13 protein-coding genes are annotated in these 18,172 nt (G+C 69.2%); 8 read left to right on the top strand and 5 right to left on the bottom strand.

The features are described 5' to 3' along the window. The first annotated feature begins 26 nt into the window (after positions 1-26). Positions 27-806: a type I methionyl aminopeptidase gene (gene map, locus AC6H42_RS29435; protein WP_057156840.1), complete on the top strand. Its 780-nt coding sequence runs from the start codon at positions 27-29 to the stop codon at positions 804-806. Positions 807-812: 6 nt separating this feature from the next. Here the strand turns inward: map and AC6H42_RS29430 are convergent, their stop codons facing one another. From AC6H42_RS29430 to AC6H42_RS29420, 3 genes are all read right to left on the bottom strand, one after another. After that, positions 813-1,448 carry an FABP family protein gene (locus AC6H42_RS29430; protein WP_057156839.1) on the bottom strand — a complete coding sequence of 212 codons (636 nt, stop codon included), beginning with the start codon at positions 1,446-1,448 and terminating at the stop codon, positions 813-815. Positions 1,449-1,528: 80 nt separating this feature from the next. Next, complete coding sequence (locus AC6H42_RS29425) at positions 1,529-4,186, bottom strand: bifunctional diguanylate cyclase/phosphodiesterase (RefSeq protein ID WP_057156838.1); 2,658 nt, start codon at positions 4,184-4,186, stop codon at positions 1,529-1,531. Then, complete coding sequence (locus AC6H42_RS29420) at positions 4,186-4,638, bottom strand: hypothetical protein (protein ID WP_057156837.1); 453 nt, start codon at positions 4,636-4,638, stop codon at positions 4,186-4,188. The genes AC6H42_RS29425 and AC6H42_RS29420 overlap by 1 nt, the downstream gene beginning before the upstream one ends. Before the next feature lie 287 nt (positions 4,639-4,925). Here AC6H42_RS29420 and AC6H42_RS29415 point away from each other — a divergent pair, with 287 nt between their 5' ends. Then, on the top strand, positions 4,926-5,777 hold the full coding sequence (locus AC6H42_RS29415) for a hypothetical protein (RefSeq protein WP_497549570.1): 852 nt from the start codon (positions 4,926-4,928) through the stop codon (positions 5,775-5,777). A 24-nt stretch (positions 5,778-5,801) separates the two neighbouring features. Then, on the top strand, positions 5,802-6,323 hold the full coding sequence (locus tag AC6H42_RS29410; RefSeq protein ID WP_497549569.1) for a hypothetical protein: 522 nt from the start codon (positions 5,802-5,804) through the stop codon (positions 6,321-6,323). Between the two features lie 22 nt (positions 6,324-6,345). Here AC6H42_RS29410 and AC6H42_RS29405 read toward each other — a convergent pair whose 3' ends face one another. Then, a complete protein-coding gene (locus AC6H42_RS29405; RefSeq protein ID WP_497549568.1) occupies positions 6,346-9,336 on the bottom strand; it encodes a type VI secretion system Vgr family protein in 2,991 nt (996 codons plus the stop codon). Continuing rightward, positions 9,333-10,334: a hypothetical protein gene (locus tag AC6H42_RS29400; protein ID WP_497549567.1), complete on the bottom strand. Its 1,002-nt coding sequence runs from the start codon at positions 10,332-10,334 to the stop codon at positions 9,333-9,335. Before AC6H42_RS29400 ends, AC6H42_RS29405 begins: the two co-directional genes overlap by 4 nt. Before the next feature lie 208 nt (positions 10,335-10,542). Here AC6H42_RS29400 and AC6H42_RS29395 point away from each other — a divergent pair, with 208 nt between their 5' ends. Genes AC6H42_RS29395 through tagF form a run of 5 tightly spaced genes read left to right on the top strand, consistent with a single transcriptional unit; the run spans position 10,543 to position 18,172 of the window. Continuing rightward, on the top strand, positions 10,543-11,361 hold the full coding sequence (locus AC6H42_RS29395) for a M15 family metallopeptidase (protein WP_497549566.1): 819 nt from the start codon (positions 10,543-10,545) through the stop codon (positions 11,359-11,361). A 13-nt stretch (positions 11,362-11,374) separates the two neighbouring features. Beyond that, positions 11,375-11,638 carry a PAAR domain-containing protein gene (locus AC6H42_RS29390; protein ID WP_057156831.1) on the top strand — a complete coding sequence of 88 codons (264 nt, stop codon included), beginning with the start codon at positions 11,375-11,377 and terminating at the stop codon, positions 11,636-11,638. A gap of 17 nt (positions 11,639-11,655) precedes the next feature. Continuing rightward, positions 11,656-13,125 (top strand): hypothetical protein, encoded by a 1,470-nt coding sequence (locus AC6H42_RS29385; protein WP_497549565.1) that lies wholly within the window; start codon positions 11,656-11,658, stop codon positions 13,123-13,125. A 17-nt stretch (positions 13,126-13,142) separates the two neighbouring features. Then, on the top strand, positions 13,143-17,189 hold the full coding sequence (gene tssM, locus AC6H42_RS29380; protein ID WP_497549564.1) for a type VI secretion system membrane subunit TssM: 4,047 nt from the start codon (positions 13,143-13,145) through the stop codon (positions 17,187-17,189). Further along, complete coding sequence (gene tagF / locus AC6H42_RS29375; protein WP_057156829.1) at positions 17,186-18,172, top strand: type VI secretion system-associated protein TagF; 987 nt, start codon at positions 17,186-17,188, stop codon at positions 18,170-18,172. Before tssM ends, tagF begins: the two co-directional genes overlap by 4 nt.

Here is an 18,172-nt window from a genome sequence, read left to right as displayed (position 1 = left end):
TGGGAAATTTAAGCAATCCCGGCGGCATGACAAAGCACCCCGAGGCGCTGGCCTTGCTGGCCGAATCCGGCCGGCTGCTGGCCTGCGTGTTCGGGCTGCTGGACCGCACGCCGCTGGCCGGCATGTCAACGCTGCAGATCGATGCCATGGTGGAACGTTTCATCGTGCACGAACTGCAGGCGCGGCCGGCCAGCAAGGGCCAGTACGGCTACGGCTTTGTGCTCAATTCGTCGGTCAACCAGGTGGTCTGCCATGGCGTGCCCTCGGCCTCGGTGGTGCTGCGCGATGGCGACATCGTCAATCTGGACATCACGCTGGAAAAGCACGGCTACATCGCCGACTCCAGCAAGACCTATCTGATCGGCGACGTCAGCCCCGCCGCGCGGCGGCTGGTCCAGACCTGCTACGAAGCCATGTGGAAAGGCATCCGCGCGGTGCGCCCCGGCGCCCGCCTCGGCGACATCGGCTGGGCGATCGAGCGGCACGCCAAGCGCAACGGCTATTCGGTGGTGCGTGAGTTTTGCGGCCACGGCATCGGCCGCGAGATGCACGAGGAGCCGAAGGTGCTGCACTTCGGCGACCGGGGCGCCGGCCTGCCCCTGCAAGAAGGCATGGTGTTCACGATCGAGCCCATGCTCAACCGGGGCGGCCGCAGCGTGCGGACCGAGGCGGACGGATGGACCGTGGTGACGCGCGACGGCTCGCTGTCGGCGCAGTTCGAGCACACCGTGGCCGTCACGGCCAGCGGCGTGGCGGTGCTCACGCTGCGCCCCGAGGAACGGGGCATGGCCGGCAAGCCGGCCTGACGCGCCTTAGCGCGCCAGCGGGTTCGGCGTCGGCTCGGCCACCTTGTGCAGCAGGTTGCGGTCGATGTGGTGGAAGGGCTCGTCCTCTTTGCCCCGGATCAGCATCACGGTGTCTTCCTCGTAGCCCCAGGTGCCGTCGTCGTTGATGGTGACCTTGATGCGGTATTCCACCGTCTTGAAGCCGAACTCCAGGAAGGGATTGGAACGGATGCCGTAAGTGTCGGACTCGCGGTAGGCCACCAGTTCAAAGCTCTTGGCGTCCGGCGCGGCGGTGCCGGAGGCCATGGCGATCTGGCCGCGCGGGATGGCCAGCGTCTGGATCACGGTATTGGTGGCAGGTTCCCACAGCCAGTAGCCAACCTGCTCGTGGTAAGTCTTCACCTGCTCAGGCTTGGTGATCAGGATGACGTAGCGCAGGCCGTAGAACAGCTGCGGGCCGTTGGTCACCGGGTCGATCGGCTGCAGCTCGATGCGCTCCACATAGGCCTGCTTGCGCGGGCCGTCCACCTTGGGTTTGATGTCCAGGCCGCGCTGTCCCTCGAAGATGCCGGCCATCGCGGTCAGCGGCCCCAGGTTGGCCAGCGTGTTGACGTCGACGTTGGACGGTTCGGTGTAAATATCGTTGGAGAATTCTTGGCTCATGGCTGCGGGTGTCTGAAGATGCAATTTAGCAATTGTAGCGCATGGGGCCGCGCCGCGAGCCGGCGCCGAACAATGCGCCGTCAGGAGCCGGCGGCTTCCGCCTGCGCTTCCAGCATGGCCCGGATCAGTTCCGGCGCCACCGGACGGCTGAACAGATAGCCCTGCATGTCGTCGCAGCCGCTCTCCTGCAGGAAGCTGCGCTGCTGCACCGTCTCCACGCCCTCCGCGATCACGCGCAGCTGCAGCTGGTGCGACAGCGAGATGATGGCGCGCGCGATGGCCTGGTCGTCGCTGCTCACGTCCAGGTCGCGCACGAAGGACTTGTCGATCTTCAGGCTGCTGATCGGGAAGGACTTGAGCGCGGCCAGGCTGGAGTAGCCGGTGCCGAAATCGTCGATGGACAGCGAAATGCCCATTGCCTTCAGCTCGCGCATCTTGTCGATGGCCTGCTGCAGGTCGCGCATCAGCAGGCTTTCGGTCACTTCCAGCTCCAGCCACTGCGGCGCCAGGCCGCTCAGTTCCAGCGCGCGCCGCACCCGCATCACCAGCCGCGCATCGTCGAACTGGCGCGCCGACACGTTGACCGAGATCGTCACCGGCGGCAAGCCGGCGGTCTGCCAGGCGCGCGCCTGCCGGCACGCCGTCAGCAGCACCCATTCGCCGATCGGCACGATGGCGCCGCTCTCCTCGGCCAGCGGGATGAACTGGTCCGGCGCCATCATGCCGCGCACCGGATGCTGCCAGCGCAGCAGCGCTTCCACGCCGAACACCAGGCCGCTGTCCAGGTTCACCTTGGGCTGGTACTGCACCCGGAACTGCTCCTCGGCCAGCGCGCTGCGCAGGCCGTCCATCAGGTCCAGTTTTTCCTCCAGGGTGGAATTCATCTCCTGGGTATAGAACTGCACATTGTTCTTGCCGGTGTCCTTGGCGCGGTACATGGCGGCGTCCGCGTTCATCAGCAAGGTGTCGGCGTCGCTGCCGTCGCGCGGATACATCGCCACGCCGATGCTGCAGCTCACCTGCACCGGCTGCCCGCCCAGCACCACCGGGCGTATCACGGCCTCGCGGATCTTCTCCAGCAGCAGCATCAGCGCGCCGCCGCTGTCGCGCTGCTCGGGCAGCACCAGCACGAACTCGTCGCCGCCGAAGCGGCCCACGGTGTCGTGCCGGCGCACGCAAGCCGTCATGCGCGCCGCCACCTCGGTCAGCAGCTGGTCGCCGGCGGTGTGGCCCAGGCCATCGTTGACCACCTTGAAGCTATCCAGGTCGATGAAGGCTACCGCCACTTCAAGGTCGTTGCGCTCGCCGTGCAGGATGGCTTGCTGCAGGCGGTCCGCGATCAGGCTGCGGTTGGGCAGGCCGGTCAGGCTGTCGTGGTGCGCCATGTGGACGATGCGTTCCTCGGCCAGCTTGCGCTCGCTGATGTCGCGCACGATGGCCACCACGCCGCCGTCCACGCCCACCACCTGCCAGTGCAGCCAGTTGGCGTGCAGCTGCGGCATGCCGTTGCGCTGCTCCTCCTGGTATACCCCGCCCACCTGGGCGATATGGGCCAGCGTTTCGAACTTTCCGCTCACGCGCACCTGCGGCAGCCAGGAACACAAGGTCATGCCCTTGAGCTGGGCGCGGGTCAGGCCGGACAGCGCCTCGGCGCGGCCGTTGGCGTCGGCGATGTCGAAATCGGTCACCACGCCGCGCCGGTCGCGCAGCGCGCGCAGCACGAAAAAGGCGTCCATGCTCGCCTCGGAGGCGGCGGCATAGGTCTCCTGCGCGTTGCGGATGCGGCGGCGCGCCATGGCGCCCTGCCAGATCCAGACCCACAGCAGCGCGGCCAGCAACAGCAGCACTGCGCTGGCCACGCCCGCTTCCCACAGGCTGGCCACGCGGCGCCGCTCGAACACGGCCAGCTGCTCGCGCTCGGACAAGCCGGCCAGCGCGGTCAGCGCGAAACCGTGCAGCGGGCGCGCCATCGTGTAACGCGCCACGCCGTCCCAGGAATTGGACAGGCTGGCACCCACTTCGGCGCGCAGGTCCAGCTGCTGGCCCCAGCTCACTTTGTCTCCCACGCGCAGCGCGCGCACCACGCCGTCGTTGCCCACCAGCGCCAGCGCGCCCTGTTCGCCCTGGCGGCGGCGCTCGTAGCCGCTGGTAAAATAAGCGGGATCGACTTCGATCACGGCCACGCCCGCGAACTGGCCTGCCGCGTCGTCAAGGCGGCGCGTGAAATGCAGGCGCGCGTCGCCGCTGGCGGCGTCGCGCACGGTTTCGCCGACGATGGCGGCGTGCCCCGGCGCTTCCCGGTGCTGCTTGAAATAAGGCTGGTCCGCCACCGAAACCGGCCGCGCCACGGGGCTGCGGGCGACCACCTGGCCCTGCGCGTCCGCAATGCTGATGGCGAACACCAGTGCCGACGGCAGCAGGCCATGCTGGTTCAGCTCCGCCAGCGCGTCCGCCGCGCCCTTGCGCTCGGCGGCGTAGGCGATCACTTTCAGGCTCTGGTCTATTCCGCCCAGGTTGCGCGCCACTTGCGCCTCGTAAGTATCGACCAGCTCGCGCACCGAATCGGCGGCGCCCTTGGCGGCCAGTTCGCGCTCGATGCCGATAAAATGGAAAGTAAAGACCCAGATGGCGCCCAGCAGCAGCGCCGTAAACAGCGGCAAGGTCACATAGGTTTCGAGTCCCAGCCGCAGCCAGCGCGCACGCTTGGCGGCGCCGCTCTTGTGATCCAGCCGCGCCATCACTTCACCACCAGCACGGCGCGCACGCTCGCGTTCAGCGCGGCGCGGTCGATATAGCCTATCAATGCGGGGTCGGCGGCAACCATGCGGCGCACGGCGGCGTTGCCGGCCGCTTCGCGCGGCGGCTGGCCGCGCCCGGTGAACATCATCTTGGTCCAGTGGGCCTTCATCGATTCCGGCGTGCGCGCCGCGACTTTGGCGTAGAATTCATTGCGTACCGGCGAGCCCAGTTTCTGGTCCACCGCCACTGCCTCGGCGCCGCCCGGATAGCGTGCCGCCTCGGCCAGGAAGATGTCCGCCACCTGGCGCGCCTCGAGGGCGGTGACCGGACTCCTGGCCGACACGATCACCACCAGCTCGCGCGCTGGCGCCAATCCCGGCCACGCGCAGGCGCACAGCAGGCAGCATAGCAGCCTGATAGCCAGGCGAACGGGCGGACGGAAGTTCAGCATTGCGTATTATTTGTATTTCCGCGACAGGGCAACATGCCAGCCGCTATGGCGGAGGCTAACCAAAGGTAACCGGGTGAGGACAGGCGCTTCTTGGGCCTGCCATGGGGAATCCAGCATGAATGCGGCACTTTATCGCAGCCGCTAGTAACTGTCGATCACTTTCTTGGTGGAACTGGTTATTTGGATTATGCAAATATTAAGCCATGATGAAAAAGCATCTCTGCAATAGAGTGTCTCTTATCAGAAACCTAAGTTATACTGAGTGAAACACGTACAGGGACGACGCTATGCAAGCCTCACTGAAAGACATTTTCTTATCGGTGCTGAAACTATGGCCGCGCCGCAAGGGTGCCGCAGCCGTCACGCCTGCGCAGCCGGCGGCCGCGCCCAAGCCGCCCGCCATTCCGCTGCGCCTGATCGGCGCGGCCATGGGCGAGCAAGTGGACGAAGACGCGCTACGCGCGGAAACCACGGCCTGGATGAAAGCCACCGGCCAGGGCAAGCTGGACGCCCCGTCCGACTTCTGGCGCGCGCTGGCGCTGGCCACGTCCGCGACGCGCGAACTGGCCACGGTGGCCGGCGCGCACAAGGGCCTGGCGCAGCCGTCCGAAGCCGCCCTGCCCAGGCTGCAATTGATCGCCCTGCTGCCGGCGGAGTGGAAAGGCCCATGGCGCGACGCCGCCGGGCGCTGGCTGCAGCACCAGCTGGTGAGCGCAGGCTGGCCAGTGGAACAAGTGGACCGCAATGCGCGCCGCAACCAGCATCCCACCCAGGTGCTGACGGCGCTCAAACACAGCACACAGCCATGCCTGGCCTTGCTGCTGGCCTGCGGTGCGCAAGCGGGCGAAGGCGCCGCAGCGCTGCTGCTGGCGGACACGGAACAGGCCGCGCTGCTTGGCGCAGGCCCTTACCCGCTGCTGCAGTCGGTGGCCGAAGGACGCGCCGATCCAGCCTCCCACACACCGGCGCCTGGCTTCCCCCTGCTGCGCACCCTGGCCCAGCAAGCCATCAAACCGCTGCCGGTGGCGGTCCCCCTGGCAGCCGCCGAGACGCCGCTGCAAAATCCGCTGCAGGACCCGCTGCACGATCCGGCGCATGCGGCCGCCGCGCGGCAGATGCACGTCGCCAGCCAGGCCTGAGCGAATCCGGGCCGGCCGCGTAAATTGCTGCTGTACCGGCATCACACGTCCGGCGACGTGATCGACTTCGAGCCCGCCACCGGGCATTGGCGCTACGTCGACGAAGGCCGGCATCCGGCCGTGTCGGCGCTGTCCACGGCCTACCGCCGCAGCGCCCCCATTCCGGGCACCTATACCTTGGAAGAGCAGCGCATGTACTGCATGTACTGGACGCCGGAGGGCGTGCTGGTGCTGCATATGCCGGACCAGCGCCGGCATGCGCTGTTCCGCCACGGCGACGGCGAGCGGCTAGAGGATATGCGCCATGGCCTGCGCATCGAGCTGGCCGCCACGCCTGGACGCAACGGCTACAACACCCTGCGCATCAGCGGCGCGGATGGCCATGCCATCCACCGGCTGACCTACCACGCGCTGCCGTACGCGCTGCTATACGGCGCGGACTTCAGCCACAACGACCGCATCCTGGCCGACTGGGACTTCTTCGAGGGCATCAAGGACGCCATCGAAGACCTGGAAGCGAAGCTGCAAGGCGGCAGCGCCAGCTGATGCGCTGTTTGAGCCATGCGGACTATTTGAGCTTGCCCAGGATCTGGATCTTCAGGTCTTCCGGGCTGAAGCCTTGCTGCAGCGGGATCATGCCGCTGTCATCGGTCACGCCCTCGATACGCGCGCCGTTCGCTTTCGTGATGGCGTAGCGCATGTTCCGGACCGGGTCGCCGGCCGGATCGAGCAGCTGGAACTTCTCGTCGAAGCGCATGGCGCCGCGTGGCAGCTGCGGCATTTCCGCCCCCATGCTGGCCGGGCCGGAGAAACTCTTTTTCCCGGCATGGATGGTCAGTTTGCCGGGACAGGACACCACGATGTTGCCGCCGTCGATGACGATGCTGGCGCCGCCCGCCGTGGCCAGCTTGATGCTCTTCGCAGCCGACCAGTCGACGTGCGCGTTCGCGCTCACCACCTGCACATCGTCGCGCGCCTGCAGCGCCAGCGTATCGGCCTGCGCCTGCACGTCGATCGCATCCGCCGCCGCCACCATCTGCAGGCCGATGCCATCCTCGCCGGCCTTGACCGCGCCGCCCAGCACGCCCAGCGCCTGGCCGCTATGCGCGCGCAACTGGCCACCGCTGGCGAACTGGCTGTCGCCGCCGCTCATCAGGCTGACGGTTTCCCCGCTGGCCAGCTGCACGCCCTGCCCCGCCGTCACACCCAGGCCAGCCCTGGCGCTGACGGCCAGCAGCGCGGCGCTGCTGTGCGGCAGCTTGCCCTCGCCGGCGCCGGTGCTGCGGGCTTCGGCGTCCGCTTGCGCCGCCTCCAGGCTGGCGTCGCCGACCATGCCGGACAAGGCGGCCTGCAGCGCCTTCAGCGGCGCGGCGCCTTCGTCCAGCCGGCTGCCCCCCGCGCGGGCCGCGCCCGCATGGCTGGCGTAAACCACCGTCTGGTGCGTGGCGGCCGCCTTGCTGAACGATTCGCCCAGTTGCGCCGCCTGTTTCATCAGCGCGATGCCGGCCGTGTTGTCGCCGGCCGGTTCGCGCGCGCCTGCCGCGTGCGAGATGGCGTAGCTGGTCACCAGCAGGCCGGCGCCGCCGCGCACCGCGCCATAGGCCTCGGTGCGCAACTCCGCCCCCAGGCCCCGCAGGCTGCCACGGTAGTTGTCGGCGCCGTGCACCAGGTGGCCCAGGTTCAATTCGCTGGCGGCGTGGCTGCAGCGCAATTGCACGCGGCCCTGCCCATCGGTGTCGTCGAACAGCAGCTGGCTGTAGCCGGCGCCGCCGAACTCCTTGCTGCGCACGCCCCACTGGGACGCTGCGCTGCGGTGCTCCCCAGTGCCGGCCGCCGCGCCGTGCCATAGCGGCGCGTGGCCGTTGGCCAGGTTGCCCTGCGCGGACGGCGCATGGTCGTGCGCGCGGCCGAACAAGCCGGCCGCGCCGGCCGCTGCGGCGGGCTTGCCGCCCGGCGTGGGCGCCTGCCCACCCTCGCCCTGGCCGTTGTACAGCGCGCCGACGATGATGGGCCGATCGATATCGTTCTCCAGGAACTGCACCAGCACTTCCTGCCCTATGCGCGGCAGGAACTGGCTACCCATGCCACCGCCGGCTGCGCGCTGCGCCACCCGCACCCAGCATGTGGCGTCGCCGCTTGCCTGCCAGTGGAAGCGGATGCGCACCCTGCCCAGCCGGTCGCAATACAGTTCGTCCGCGCCCTGCGCGCTGTCGCCGCCGTCCGCCCCGACCACGATGGCGCTTTGCGCCCCCATGGCGGTCGGCTTGGGATGGCTGCGCCCGCCGCTGCCCGGCAACTGCGGGCGCCACGGCGTGTGCGCCGCCACCGCTTCGAAGTGGTTGGCATAGCCGCTCTCGCGCGCCTGCGCCAGCGTCAAGGCGAATCCGTCCGGCCAGTCCTGCGCCGAGTGCTCCTGCAACAGCTCCGGGATGGGGCCAAACAGCTCGGCCAGACCCTGCTGCACCGGCGCCGGCAGATTGTTGACGCCCACGCTCAGCACGCGCAGCACCGTGTAGCCATCCGGCGCGCCTGCCAGCGGGCACTGCGAAATGCGCAGCATGGTGCCGGCGCGCAGCGTGCGCACCGTGGAGCGGCCTTGCCACAACTGGCTGCGTGCTTCGCGGCCCTGCATCTGGAACCCGGCGTAGCGCTGCGCCTGGCCGGCGTTGGCCCAGGCGTACTGGCCGGGGAAGTCGTAGTCTTCCAGCGGCGGCAGGCTGGCGCCGGCGCGCAAGGTCGACGGCGCCGCTGCGCCCACCGCGCGCTTGCCCTTGTAGTCGTAGCTCTGCAGGGTGGCCAGCGACGACGCCACCTTGCGCCGCGCCTGCAGGGCCTGCACCGTGTCCTGCTGTTCACCGGGCCGCACACCGTGGAAGCGCACGCCTTCGCCGGCGGCGCTGCTGCTGTCTTCGGGGATGGCGCTGCGCTGCAGCGTGTCGGCGTGGATCACCAGGCTCTGGCCTTCCTCGCCGTCTTCGAAACGCCAGCCCAGGCCTTCCTCGGCCAGCAGGCGGCGCACGAAGTCCAGGTCTGTTTCGCGGTACTGGCAGCAGTAGCTGCGCGGGGCAACGCCTTCCATGAAAGGCGCCACGTCGTCGCTGACGCGCCAGCGCGCGCCGCCATAGCTGTCAAGCACGCTGCCCACGATGTCCAGCACCGCCTTGTCCTGCCATACCCGGCTGTTGCGCGCCTGGCCCAGGCGCCATAGCCACGGCGTGAGGCGCAGCCGGTAGCGCGCCATGCCGCCTTCGCTGCCCAGCATGGCCGCCTGCGTGATCTCGCCGCCGAAGGCGGTGCGGCTGCCGTCGGCCAGCGAGATTTCAAGCGCGGCCGCCTTGCCCACCAGCTGGCGCAAGTCGACAAAGGCGCTGGTCGACAGCACGATGACGTCGCGCGCGCCGGTTTCCTGCAGCTGCTCGTCCGCCACAAAGGCTTCCACCAACAGCTCGCCGGCGTCCGGCACGGCGGCGCCGTCAGGCAGGCGCAGCGCGTACAGCCGGGTGGCGCTGGAAAACTGCGCCAGGCTCGCAGCGATCTGCGCCACGGCGGCGGGCGTCATGGGAACGCTCCATCCACCGCTGCCGTCACCACCGGCTTGCACAGCGGATCGTCCTTCGCGCTGGCGCAGGTGCGGACGCGGCATTGTTCGGCGCCCTTGGTGCTCAGCTGGCGGCACTGTTTCAGCTTCACCGACAAGGTCTCGGGCTGCCCGGACGGGCGCGTGGCCTGGGTGTGGGCCACCAGCGCGGCCAGCAGCGCCACGTCGCTGTCAGGCGCCGGCGCCTGCTTGGCCTTGGCGGGCGGCGCGGCTTTCGTGCTGCGCGGGGCGGTCTTGGCGACGGTCTTGGCGCCGGCTTTGTCGGGGTTGCGGCCCGGCTTTTCCGCCTTGGCACGCTTGCCGTCATTCCTGGCCAGCCTGGGTTCCGGGGACTTGGCCTTGGCAGGCGATGGTGCGTTCAGCATCTCGCGCAGCGACTGCTGCTTCTCGGGCTTTTCTTCCTGTATGGCGGCGGCGCTGGAGGGCTTCGATGGCGCCGCCAGGGCAGCGACCAGGTCGGCGCTGTTGCCCGGCGCGGCAGCGGCGGACGGCGCCGTGCCGCCGGCGGCCAGCGCAGCGCCGGTGGCGGCAGCCGCTGCCAGCGCAGCGCCGGGCGCGCCGATACTGGCGCCGGCTGCCGGCGCGGCGGCGCCATCGGTGGCGGCGGCCGCCGTGTCAGCGGCGCCGTCCGCAACCGCCACAGCGGCAGGCGCCGGCGCAGGCTGCGCTGGTGGCGCATGGTCGGCCAGGGCCTGGCTGGTGGCACTGCCCGGTTCGGCGGCCAGCCAAGCGGCGCCACCGCCAAGCAGCGCGACCGCCAGCGCGGCGCCGCCCCACAGCGTGCCCTTGCCCATGCCGGACGGTCTCGCGCCGGAGGCAGGCGCGGCAGCGGGCGCCGGCTTCTTCTTCCCGCTTTCCAGGTTGCCCAGGATGTTGGTCCGGGCTGCTTCCGCCTGCGGCTCGGCAGACAAAAGGCTGGGCCGGGCTGCTCCCGGCCTACGCGGCTCGTCGTGTTGCAAAGTTGCCTCCTTAGTAATTTTCGCGACTTTACCTGAAACAAGAAAATCGTGGCGCATAGCAGAACGGCAACGGAACGCACCCACCGGCGCACGAAATAATTCAATCGTGCGCGGGATTGTCAGAAACTAAATATATACTCACGGCAATGCTTTTAAGATAATTTTTGACCGGACGGCGAGGTACAGCGTGTTTCTTCTGGCGGTGGCGATGTATTTCCTACTGGCATGCCTGCTGAGCTGGCTGGTGCTGTTTCCGGCTGGCCGCGAGCTGCTGATGGGCGCGCTGGAACGGGCCGGGATGCGCTGGCGGCGCCGCCTCGCGGCGATCGCCCAGCGGCAGGAAGACGGCGCCCTGGAACTGCAGCGCAGCGGCCGCGCGCAACTGGCTGAATGGGGCGCCTTCCTGCGCCGCCATTACTTGCTGTGCGGCGCAGGCCTGGCCCTGGTGTGCCTGCCGCCGGTGGTGGCGCTGCTGGCGGGGAGCAAGCCCAGCCTCAGCGGCTTCGAGGCGTCCACGCGGGAGATCAATCCGCAGGTCGCCGGCCTGCTGGAAGGCGAGCAGCTGGTGCCGCCGCCCGCGCTGCCGCCGCTGGCCTTCACCACGGCCGAAGTGCAGCTGGAGCGGCCCATGATCGCCAGCGCCAGCCGCGACTGGGTCATGCTGGACAAGGCCTATGCGCAGCGCCTGCTGATGGCGTTCCGCATCATGAAGGAGCGCCACGGCTACGAGATGGCGCTGCTGGAAGGCTACCGCAGCCCGGAGCGCCAGAACACGCTGGCCGCGCTGGGACCGGGCGTGACCAACGCGGCGGCGTTCCAGAGCTGGCACCAGTACGGCCTGGCGGCGGACTGCGCTTTCGTCCAGAACGGCAAGCTGGTGATCAGCGAGCGCGATCCCTGGGCCATGCGGGGGTACGAACTGTATGGAGAAGTGGCTGAATCGCTGGGGCTGACCTGGGGCGGCCGCTGGAAGATGCGCGACTTCGGCCACACGGAACTGCGCGTGGCCGGCGTAATGAAACGATAGACAGGAGAATACTATGGCCGGGCCATTGATCAGGTTGGGAGACAAGCATACCCACGGCGGCGCCGTGGTGGAGGCATCGCCGCACAGCGACAGCGGCGGCATCCCCATTGCCCGCATCGGCGACAAGGTGGTGTGCCCGCTGCACGGCGCCATGGTCATCGTCACCGGCGACGCCAGCATGCTGGTGGACGGCAAACCGGTTGCCCGCCAGGGCGACATGACCAGCTGCGGCGCCACGCTGATCGCCAGCCAGCAAGCCACCGTCGACAAGGTGTAACGCGCATGAACGCCTGGATGAAAGGGATCCTGCTGTCGGTGCTGGCCTTTGGCGTCAGCTGGACCGGCGCCGTATGGTACTGGCGCAGCACCAACCGCATGCCGGACACCGGCGACCTGGCCGCCTGCCTGGTGGCGCTGCCGCTGTCGCTGCTGCTGGGCTACTGGCTGGTGCGCAAGGGCGCGTCCGCCTGGAGCGCGCGCGCCGCCGAACCCGCCGCCCCTGCCGCCGGCGGCGCCGGCGCCGCAGCCGCGGGCGCTGCCGCGACGGCCGCGGCCGACGGCGCCGCTGCGCCAGCCAGCCTGGCCATCGCCGCCGCCGCGCTGCATGCGCCGCACGGCGACAGCGCCGCAGCGCTGGCCGGCGCCCTGGCCGACAACAAGGCCCGCCCGGACCTGGACAAGGAACTGTACGACGACGACGGCTACCCCGTGATGTGCGCGCGCGCCGAAGGCGTCGACGAGCAGAACACCGAGCAGGAAATCAGCGAGTGGCTGGCCGCCCAGGGCCAGCCCGCGCTATACGCGCGCGACGAATTCTGGCGCGCCATGGCGCTGGCCACGCCGGCCGTGCTGCACCTGGCCGAAGCGGCCGCCGCCCACCCGCGCGTAAGCGAAGCCGCAACGGCTGCCGACAACGCCCTGGCCGGCCACGGCACGGCGGCGCAGGCGGCGCGCGCGCTCAACGCGGTGCCCACGCTGCAGCTGATCGCCCTGCTGCCGCCCGAGTGGAACAGCCAATGGCGCGACGTGGCCGGCCGCTGGCTGAGCCACCATATCGAACAGGCCGGCTGGCCGCAGCAGCGCATCGCCGTCAACACCCGCCCCGGCCAGCATCCGGGCCCGGTCCTGGCCGCGCTGCAGCAAAGCGGCGAGCCATGCGTGGCCGTGCTGCTCGCTTGCACCTCCCACCTGGGCGACGCCACCGTGGACGCCTGGTCCTCGAACGGCAGCCTGTTTACGGCGGCCCGCCCGCAAGGGGCCATGCCCGGCGAGGCGGCCGCCGGCCTGCTGCTGCTGGATGCCGAGCAGGCCGCCCTGCTGGACGACGGCCCCTACCCCATGCTGGCGCCGGTGGCCGCCGGCCAGCGCCCGAACGACGTGGCGCAGGCGCGCAACGGCGACTGCGCCGTGTTGAAGGAACTCGCGCAGCAGGCCATGCAGCCGCTGGCCGACAGCGCCGAGGTGCCGCTGATCGTGGCCGACACCGGCCACCGCAGCACGCGCCTGATGGAAATGATGGCGGCCGCCCAGGCGGTGCAGCCCAAGCTCGATCCGGCACAGGACATTCTCGCGCTGGGCAACGCCACCGGCCAGGCCGGCAATGCCGGCTTCCTGGCCGCGCTGGCGCTGGCCCGGCACGAAGTGCAGGAGCGCGGCGCGCCGGTGCTGTGCATCGCCAACGAAGATCCTTACCTGCGCTGCGCCGCCCTGATCCGGCCCGCATCGGACGACATGGACAACGCAACCTCCGCAACACCAGCTTGACCTCAACCAAGACCAATATGACTACCCAAACACTCCGGCAATTCTTCACCTCGCGCGCCTTCCTGCTGCTGGTCGGCTGGATCGCGCTGGCCGCCTTCCTGCTGATCGGCGCGGCCCTGCTGCAGCAGCCCGCTTCGCTGGCCTGGACCATCTTCGCGCTGGCGCTGGCCGTCGGCGCCGTGGTCTGGCTGCTCAGGCGCCAGCGCCACCAGCGCAAGTCGCGCCAGCTGGGCGACATGCTGGAGCAGCAGGTCAACCAGCCTTCACCCAAGGCCGACGCGGTGCAGCGCCAGGAAACCGATGCGCTGCGCAAGCGCATGCTGGAGGCCATCACCACCATCAAGCAGTCCAAGCTGGGCCAGTTCTCCGGCAACGCCGCGCTGTACGAGCTGCCGTGGTATATGGTGATCGGCAATCCGGCGGCCGGCAAGAGCACCGCCATCGCCAGCTCCGGCCTGCAGTTCCCCTTCGCCGACAGCAAGATCGTGCAGGGCGTGGGCGGCACGCGCAATTGCGACTGGTTCTTCACCACCGACGGCATCCTGCTCGACACGGCAGGCCGCTACTCGGTGGCCGACGAAGACCGCGCCGAGTGGTTCGGCTTCCTCGACCTGCTGAAAAAGTACCGCAAGAAGGCGCCCATCAACGGCATCATCATCGCCGTCAGCGTGGCCGAACTGGCGGGCAACCGCCCGGAGTTCGCCATCAACCTGGCCAAGAACCTGCGCCAGCGGGTGCAGGAAGTGACCGAGCGCCTGGCCGTGCACGCGCCGGTGTACGTGGTGTTCACCAAGGCCGACCTGATCAACGGCTTCAACGAGTTCTTCCAGGACAGCGAACTGGGCGAGCGCGACCGCGTCTGGGGCGCCACCCTGCCCTACAGCCAGCACACCACCAGCACCCAGGTGCTGGACCAGTTCGACGCCCGCTTCGACGAGCTGCACGACGGCCTGAAGGACATGAGCCGCGCCAGCATGGCGCTGCAGTGGCGCGAGCGCATGCCGCCCGGCGTGTTCACCTTCCCGCTCGAATTCGCCTCCATCAAGGGTCCGCTGCGCACCTTCGTCGCCACCCTGTTCGAGGAAAACCCGTTCCAGTTCAAGCCGGTGTTCCGGGGCTTCTACTTCACCAGCGCGCTGCAGGAAGGCGAGGCCGTATCGGCCTCGTCGCAGCGCGTGGCGCGCCGCTTCGACCTGAAGCTGCAGCCGCAGCACGCCGACGGCGCCTACCAGCAAAAGGGCTACTTCCTGCTCAACCTGTTCCGCACCGTGATCTTCGCCGACAAGAACCTGGTGGCGCAGTACGCCAGCCCGGCGCAAACGCGCATGCGCTACGCGGCCTTCTTCGCCGCTACCGCCTTCGTCGGCCTGGCGCTGGGCGGCTGGAGCTGGTCCTACATGAACAACCGCCAGCTGGTGGCCAACGTGGAAGCGGACCTGCAGCAAGCCGTGCGCCTGCAGAACAAGCGCTTCGACCTGCAATCGCGCTTCCAGGCGCTGGAAGTGCTGCAGGACCGCATCGAACAGCTGGACAACTACAAGCAAAGCCGTCCGCTGTCGCTCAGCCTGGGCCTGTACCAGGGCCAGACGCTGGAACGCAAGCTGCGCGAAGAGTACTTCCACGGCGTGCGGGAAGTGATGCTCACGCCCGTGGGCCAGTCGCTGGAAGCCTTCCTGTCGGAGGTCAACAGCAGCACCGAACCGATGCAGCCGTCCGTGCGGGCGGCCAACGCCGCCGACGCGGCAGCGCCGGCCGCCGGGGGCGCGGCCGCCACCGTGGCCCAGGGCTCCCAGCAGTTCAAGGACGCCTCGCCGAACAACGCGGAAGACGCCTACAACGCGCTGAAAACCTATCTGATGCTGGGCGATAAATCGCGCGCCGAAGCCGGCCACCTGAGCGACCAGCTGACCCGCTTCTGGCGCGTGTGGCTGGACGCCAATCGCGGCGCCATGCCGCGCGAGCAGATGATACGCAGCGCCGAACGCATGATCTCCTTCCACCTGGCGCAGATCAACGACACCTCCTGGCCCACGCTGGACAACAAGCTGGCCCTGGTCGACCAGAACCGCGACAAGCTGCGCCGCGTGGTGCGCGGCATGCCGGCGCGCGAACGCGTGTACGCCGACGTGAAGGCGCGTGCCGCCACCCGCTATCCGTCCATGACGGTGGCGCGCATCGTCGGCGAGCAGGACAAGGAGCTCATGCTGGGCAGCTACGCCATCCCCGGCAGCTTCACCCGCGAGGCGTGGGAAGGCTATGTGCAGGACGCCTTCCGCGACGCCGCCAACCGCGAACTGCAAAGCGCGGACTGGGTGCTGAAGACCGCCTCCAAGGACGACCTGACGCTGGAAGGCAGCCCGGAGCAGATCCAGAAGGCGCTGGTGGACCTGTACAAGAACGACTACGCCAAGGAATGGCAGAAGTTCGTGCAGGGGGTAACCATCCGCGACCTGGACGGCTTCGAAACGGCCGCCTCGGCCATGAACCGCCTGGGCGATCCGCAGCTCTCGCCGCTGAACAAGCTGATCTCCACCGTCTACCAGCAGACCTCGTGGGACAACCCCTCGCTGCTGGACGCCGGCATGCAGCGCGCCCAACGCGGCGTGTCCGGCTGGTTCCGCGAAACCATCTTGCGCCAGAAGCCATCGCAGATCAACGTCAACCTGCCTGCCGCGTCGGCGCAGAACGCCGCGCTGCCGCTGGGCCCTGTCGGCCGCGAGTTCGCCGGCGTGGCGCGCCTGGTGGTGGCCAAGGACAACGACGCCTCACTGATGCGCGGCTATATGGAACAGCTGGCCAAGCTGCGCGGCCGCTTCAACCAGATCAAGAACCAGGGTGACCCGGGTCCCGGCGCCAAGCAGCTGATGCAGCAGACGCTGGACGGCAGCGGCTCCGAACTGGCCGACGCGCTGCGCTACGTGGACGAACAGATGCTGACCGGGATGACGGACGCGCAGAAGCAGTCGCTGCGCCCGATCCTGGTGCGTCCGCTGATGCAGACCTTCGCCGTCATCGTGCGCCCCGCCGAGCAGGAAATCAACAAGGTGTGGGCGGCCCAGGTGCTCACGCCGTTCCGCCAGAACCTGGCGCTGAAGTATCCGTTCGCCACCGAATCGAAAGCCGAGGCCAGCAACGCGGAAATTGGCGAAATCTTCGGCCCGGAAGGGGCCATCGCCAAATTCTTCACCTCCACCGTCGGTCCGCTGGTGGTGCGCCGCGGCGACACATTGAGCAGCCGCACCTGGGCCAATATGGGCATCAACCTGGCGCCCACCGTGTCGGCCAGCTTCCCGGCCTGGGTGGCGCCGCTGAACGCGGGCGGCGTGGCCAACGCGGCCGCCTCCAGCGAAGGCGACGCGCAGACACGCTTCGACCTGCAGGCGCTGGGTTCGGTCGGCGCCAGCGAATTCACCATCGAGATCGACGGCCAGGCGCTGCGCTGGCGCGGCCAGCCGCAGCCGTGGGTCCACATGGTGTGGCCGAACCCGCAGGGCGTGCCCGGCGCGCGCATCACCGCCATCACCCCGGAAGGCCGCTCCGTGGTCCTCCTGAACGAAACCGGCCACTTCGGCCTGAAGAAAATGATAGACGCATCCACCCGCAAGAAGAAAGACGGCGGCGTGTTCGAGCTGACCTGGATTAACGCCGGCGTCACCGTCACCGCCAACCTGAAAATCAACGCCGCCGCCCCACCGCCGCCGGCCCCGGTGCCGCAGCAGGCCTCAGGCTTCAGGCGCCTGCGCCTGCCGGACGCGGTGGTCGTCCCGGCCGTGGCCGAAGCGCCCGCCGCCGCACCTGCCGGCGGGGCCGGCGCGGCCGCCCCCGCGCAGACCGCCGTACCCGGCGCCGCGCAGGGTGCCGCACCGCGTGCAGCTCCTGCCGCCGCCCCAGCCTCCGCCCCGGCCGGCGCCCCCGGTGCGCCGGCCCAGGCCCCCGCTCCCGGGCCTGTTCCAGCCCCGGCGCCAGGCGCCGCGCCACGCCCGCGCATGACTGCACCGCAGCAGGCGCAGCCCCAGTCCACCATGGCCGCCAATGGCGCCCGCATCGCGGAGGTGCAGCAATGAGCCGCCACGTCACGCCCGCCGCCGTCGGCTATTTCGGCAAAATTCCCAGCCGTGGCGACTTCGTCAAAGGCAGCGACAATCCGGCCCTGATCAAGGTGCTGGACGACTGGCTGGCCCAGGCCATGGACCTGCTCAGCGCCGACGCACGCTGGAAGTTGACCTACGATGCCCTGGCGCCGCTGCACTTCGCCTTTGTCGGCCCGCGCCGCCGGCACGCCATCGGCGGCCACATCGTGGCCAGCAGCGACCAGTCCAGCCGCCGCTTCCCCTTCCTCATGATGAGCAGCATGGAAGCGCCCGAACCCGCCGGCTTCGTGCCCAACGCGCCGCTGGTGCTCAGCCGCCTGTGGACCCGCCTGGAAAGCCTGACCGCCGGCGTGCTGCAAGCCTCCGAGCCGAGCTCCGCGCTGCAGGCGGCGGCGGCGCACGTGGTGGAGCTGGACCTGCGCCCGGCCGCCTACGATGCCGCCTTCAACGACTTCATGGAGATGCAAACCATCGGCGGCCTGGACGCCATGCTGTCGCAGGCCGGCTTCGCCGGCTCGGTGCGCCAGATGCTGCTGGCCCTGGGCATGCTGCTGCAGCCGGTGCTGGCCAGCAGCTCCAGCCGGCTGGAAAAGAGCTTGCTGCTGCCGCTGCCGAACGACCCCATGTACCGCAACCTGGTGGCGGCCTACTGGATGCACCTGATCACGCCGTTCCTGGCGCGCGCCGACTTCGAGCTGGCCATCTTCCTCACCCGCGTGGCGCAGCGGCCGGTGCTGGTGCTGGGCTTCAGCGGCGCCTCGGCGCACACGCTGCAAGCCATCATGGACCCGCAAGTGGGGCTGGAGCACCACATCGCCTTCGACCAGCTGGACTGGGTGGAAGACCATGTGGACTCGGACTACGCCAGCAAGAAGGCCTCCACCTACCTGTCGCAACCCAATCTGTCACTCAAATCCGCGCTCGACTCGCTGCACGCGGCATTTATTGGAACCTGA

Source organism: Massilia sp. NBRC 108631 (genome assembly GCF_059704565.1).
Note: the sequence above shows the minus strand (reverse complement) of the source record. Positions and strands in the feature narration are given on the sequence as shown.

What these genes read in the sequence shown, in the direction of transcription:
- AC6H42_RS29425 (WP_057156838.1), bottom strand. Translation starts at nt 4,186, where the DNA reads ATGGCGCGGCTGGATCACAAGAGCGGCGCCGCCAAGCGTGCGCGCTGG.
- AC6H42_RS29415 (WP_497549570.1), top strand. Translation starts at nt 4,926, where the DNA reads ATGCAAGCCTCACTGAAAGACATTTTCTTATCGGTGCTGAAACTATGG.
- AC6H42_RS29385 (WP_497549565.1), top strand. Translation starts at nt 11,656, where the DNA reads ATGAAAGGGATCCTGCTGTCGGTGCTGGCCTTTGGCGTCAGCTGGACC.
- tssM (WP_497549564.1), top strand. Translation starts at nt 13,143, where the DNA reads ATGACTACCCAAACACTCCGGCAATTCTTCACCTCGCGCGCCTTCCTG.
- AC6H42_RS29390 (WP_057156831.1), top strand. Translation starts at nt 11,375, where the DNA reads ATGGCCGGGCCATTGATCAGGTTGGGAGACAAGCATACCCACGGCGGC.
- AC6H42_RS29405 (WP_497549568.1), bottom strand. Translation starts at nt 9,336, where the DNA reads ATGACGCCCGCCGCCGTGGCGCAGATCGCTGCGAGCCTGGCGCAGTTT.
- tagF (WP_057156829.1), top strand. Translation starts at nt 17,186, where the DNA reads ATGAGCCGCCACGTCACGCCCGCCGCCGTCGGCTATTTCGGCAAAATT.
- AC6H42_RS29395 (WP_497549566.1), top strand. Translation starts at nt 10,543, where the DNA reads ATGTATTTCCTACTGGCATGCCTGCTGAGCTGGCTGGTGCTGTTTCCG.
- AC6H42_RS29420 (WP_057156837.1), bottom strand. Translation starts at nt 4,638, where the DNA reads ATGCTGAACTTCCGTCCGCCCGTTCGCCTGGCTATCAGGCTGCTATGC.
- map (WP_057156840.1), top strand. Translation starts at nt 27, where the DNA reads ATGACAAAGCACCCCGAGGCGCTGGCCTTGCTGGCCGAATCCGGCCGG.
- AC6H42_RS29430 (WP_057156839.1), bottom strand. Translation starts at nt 1,448, where the DNA reads ATGAGCCAAGAATTCTCCAACGATATTTACACCGAACCGTCCAACGTC.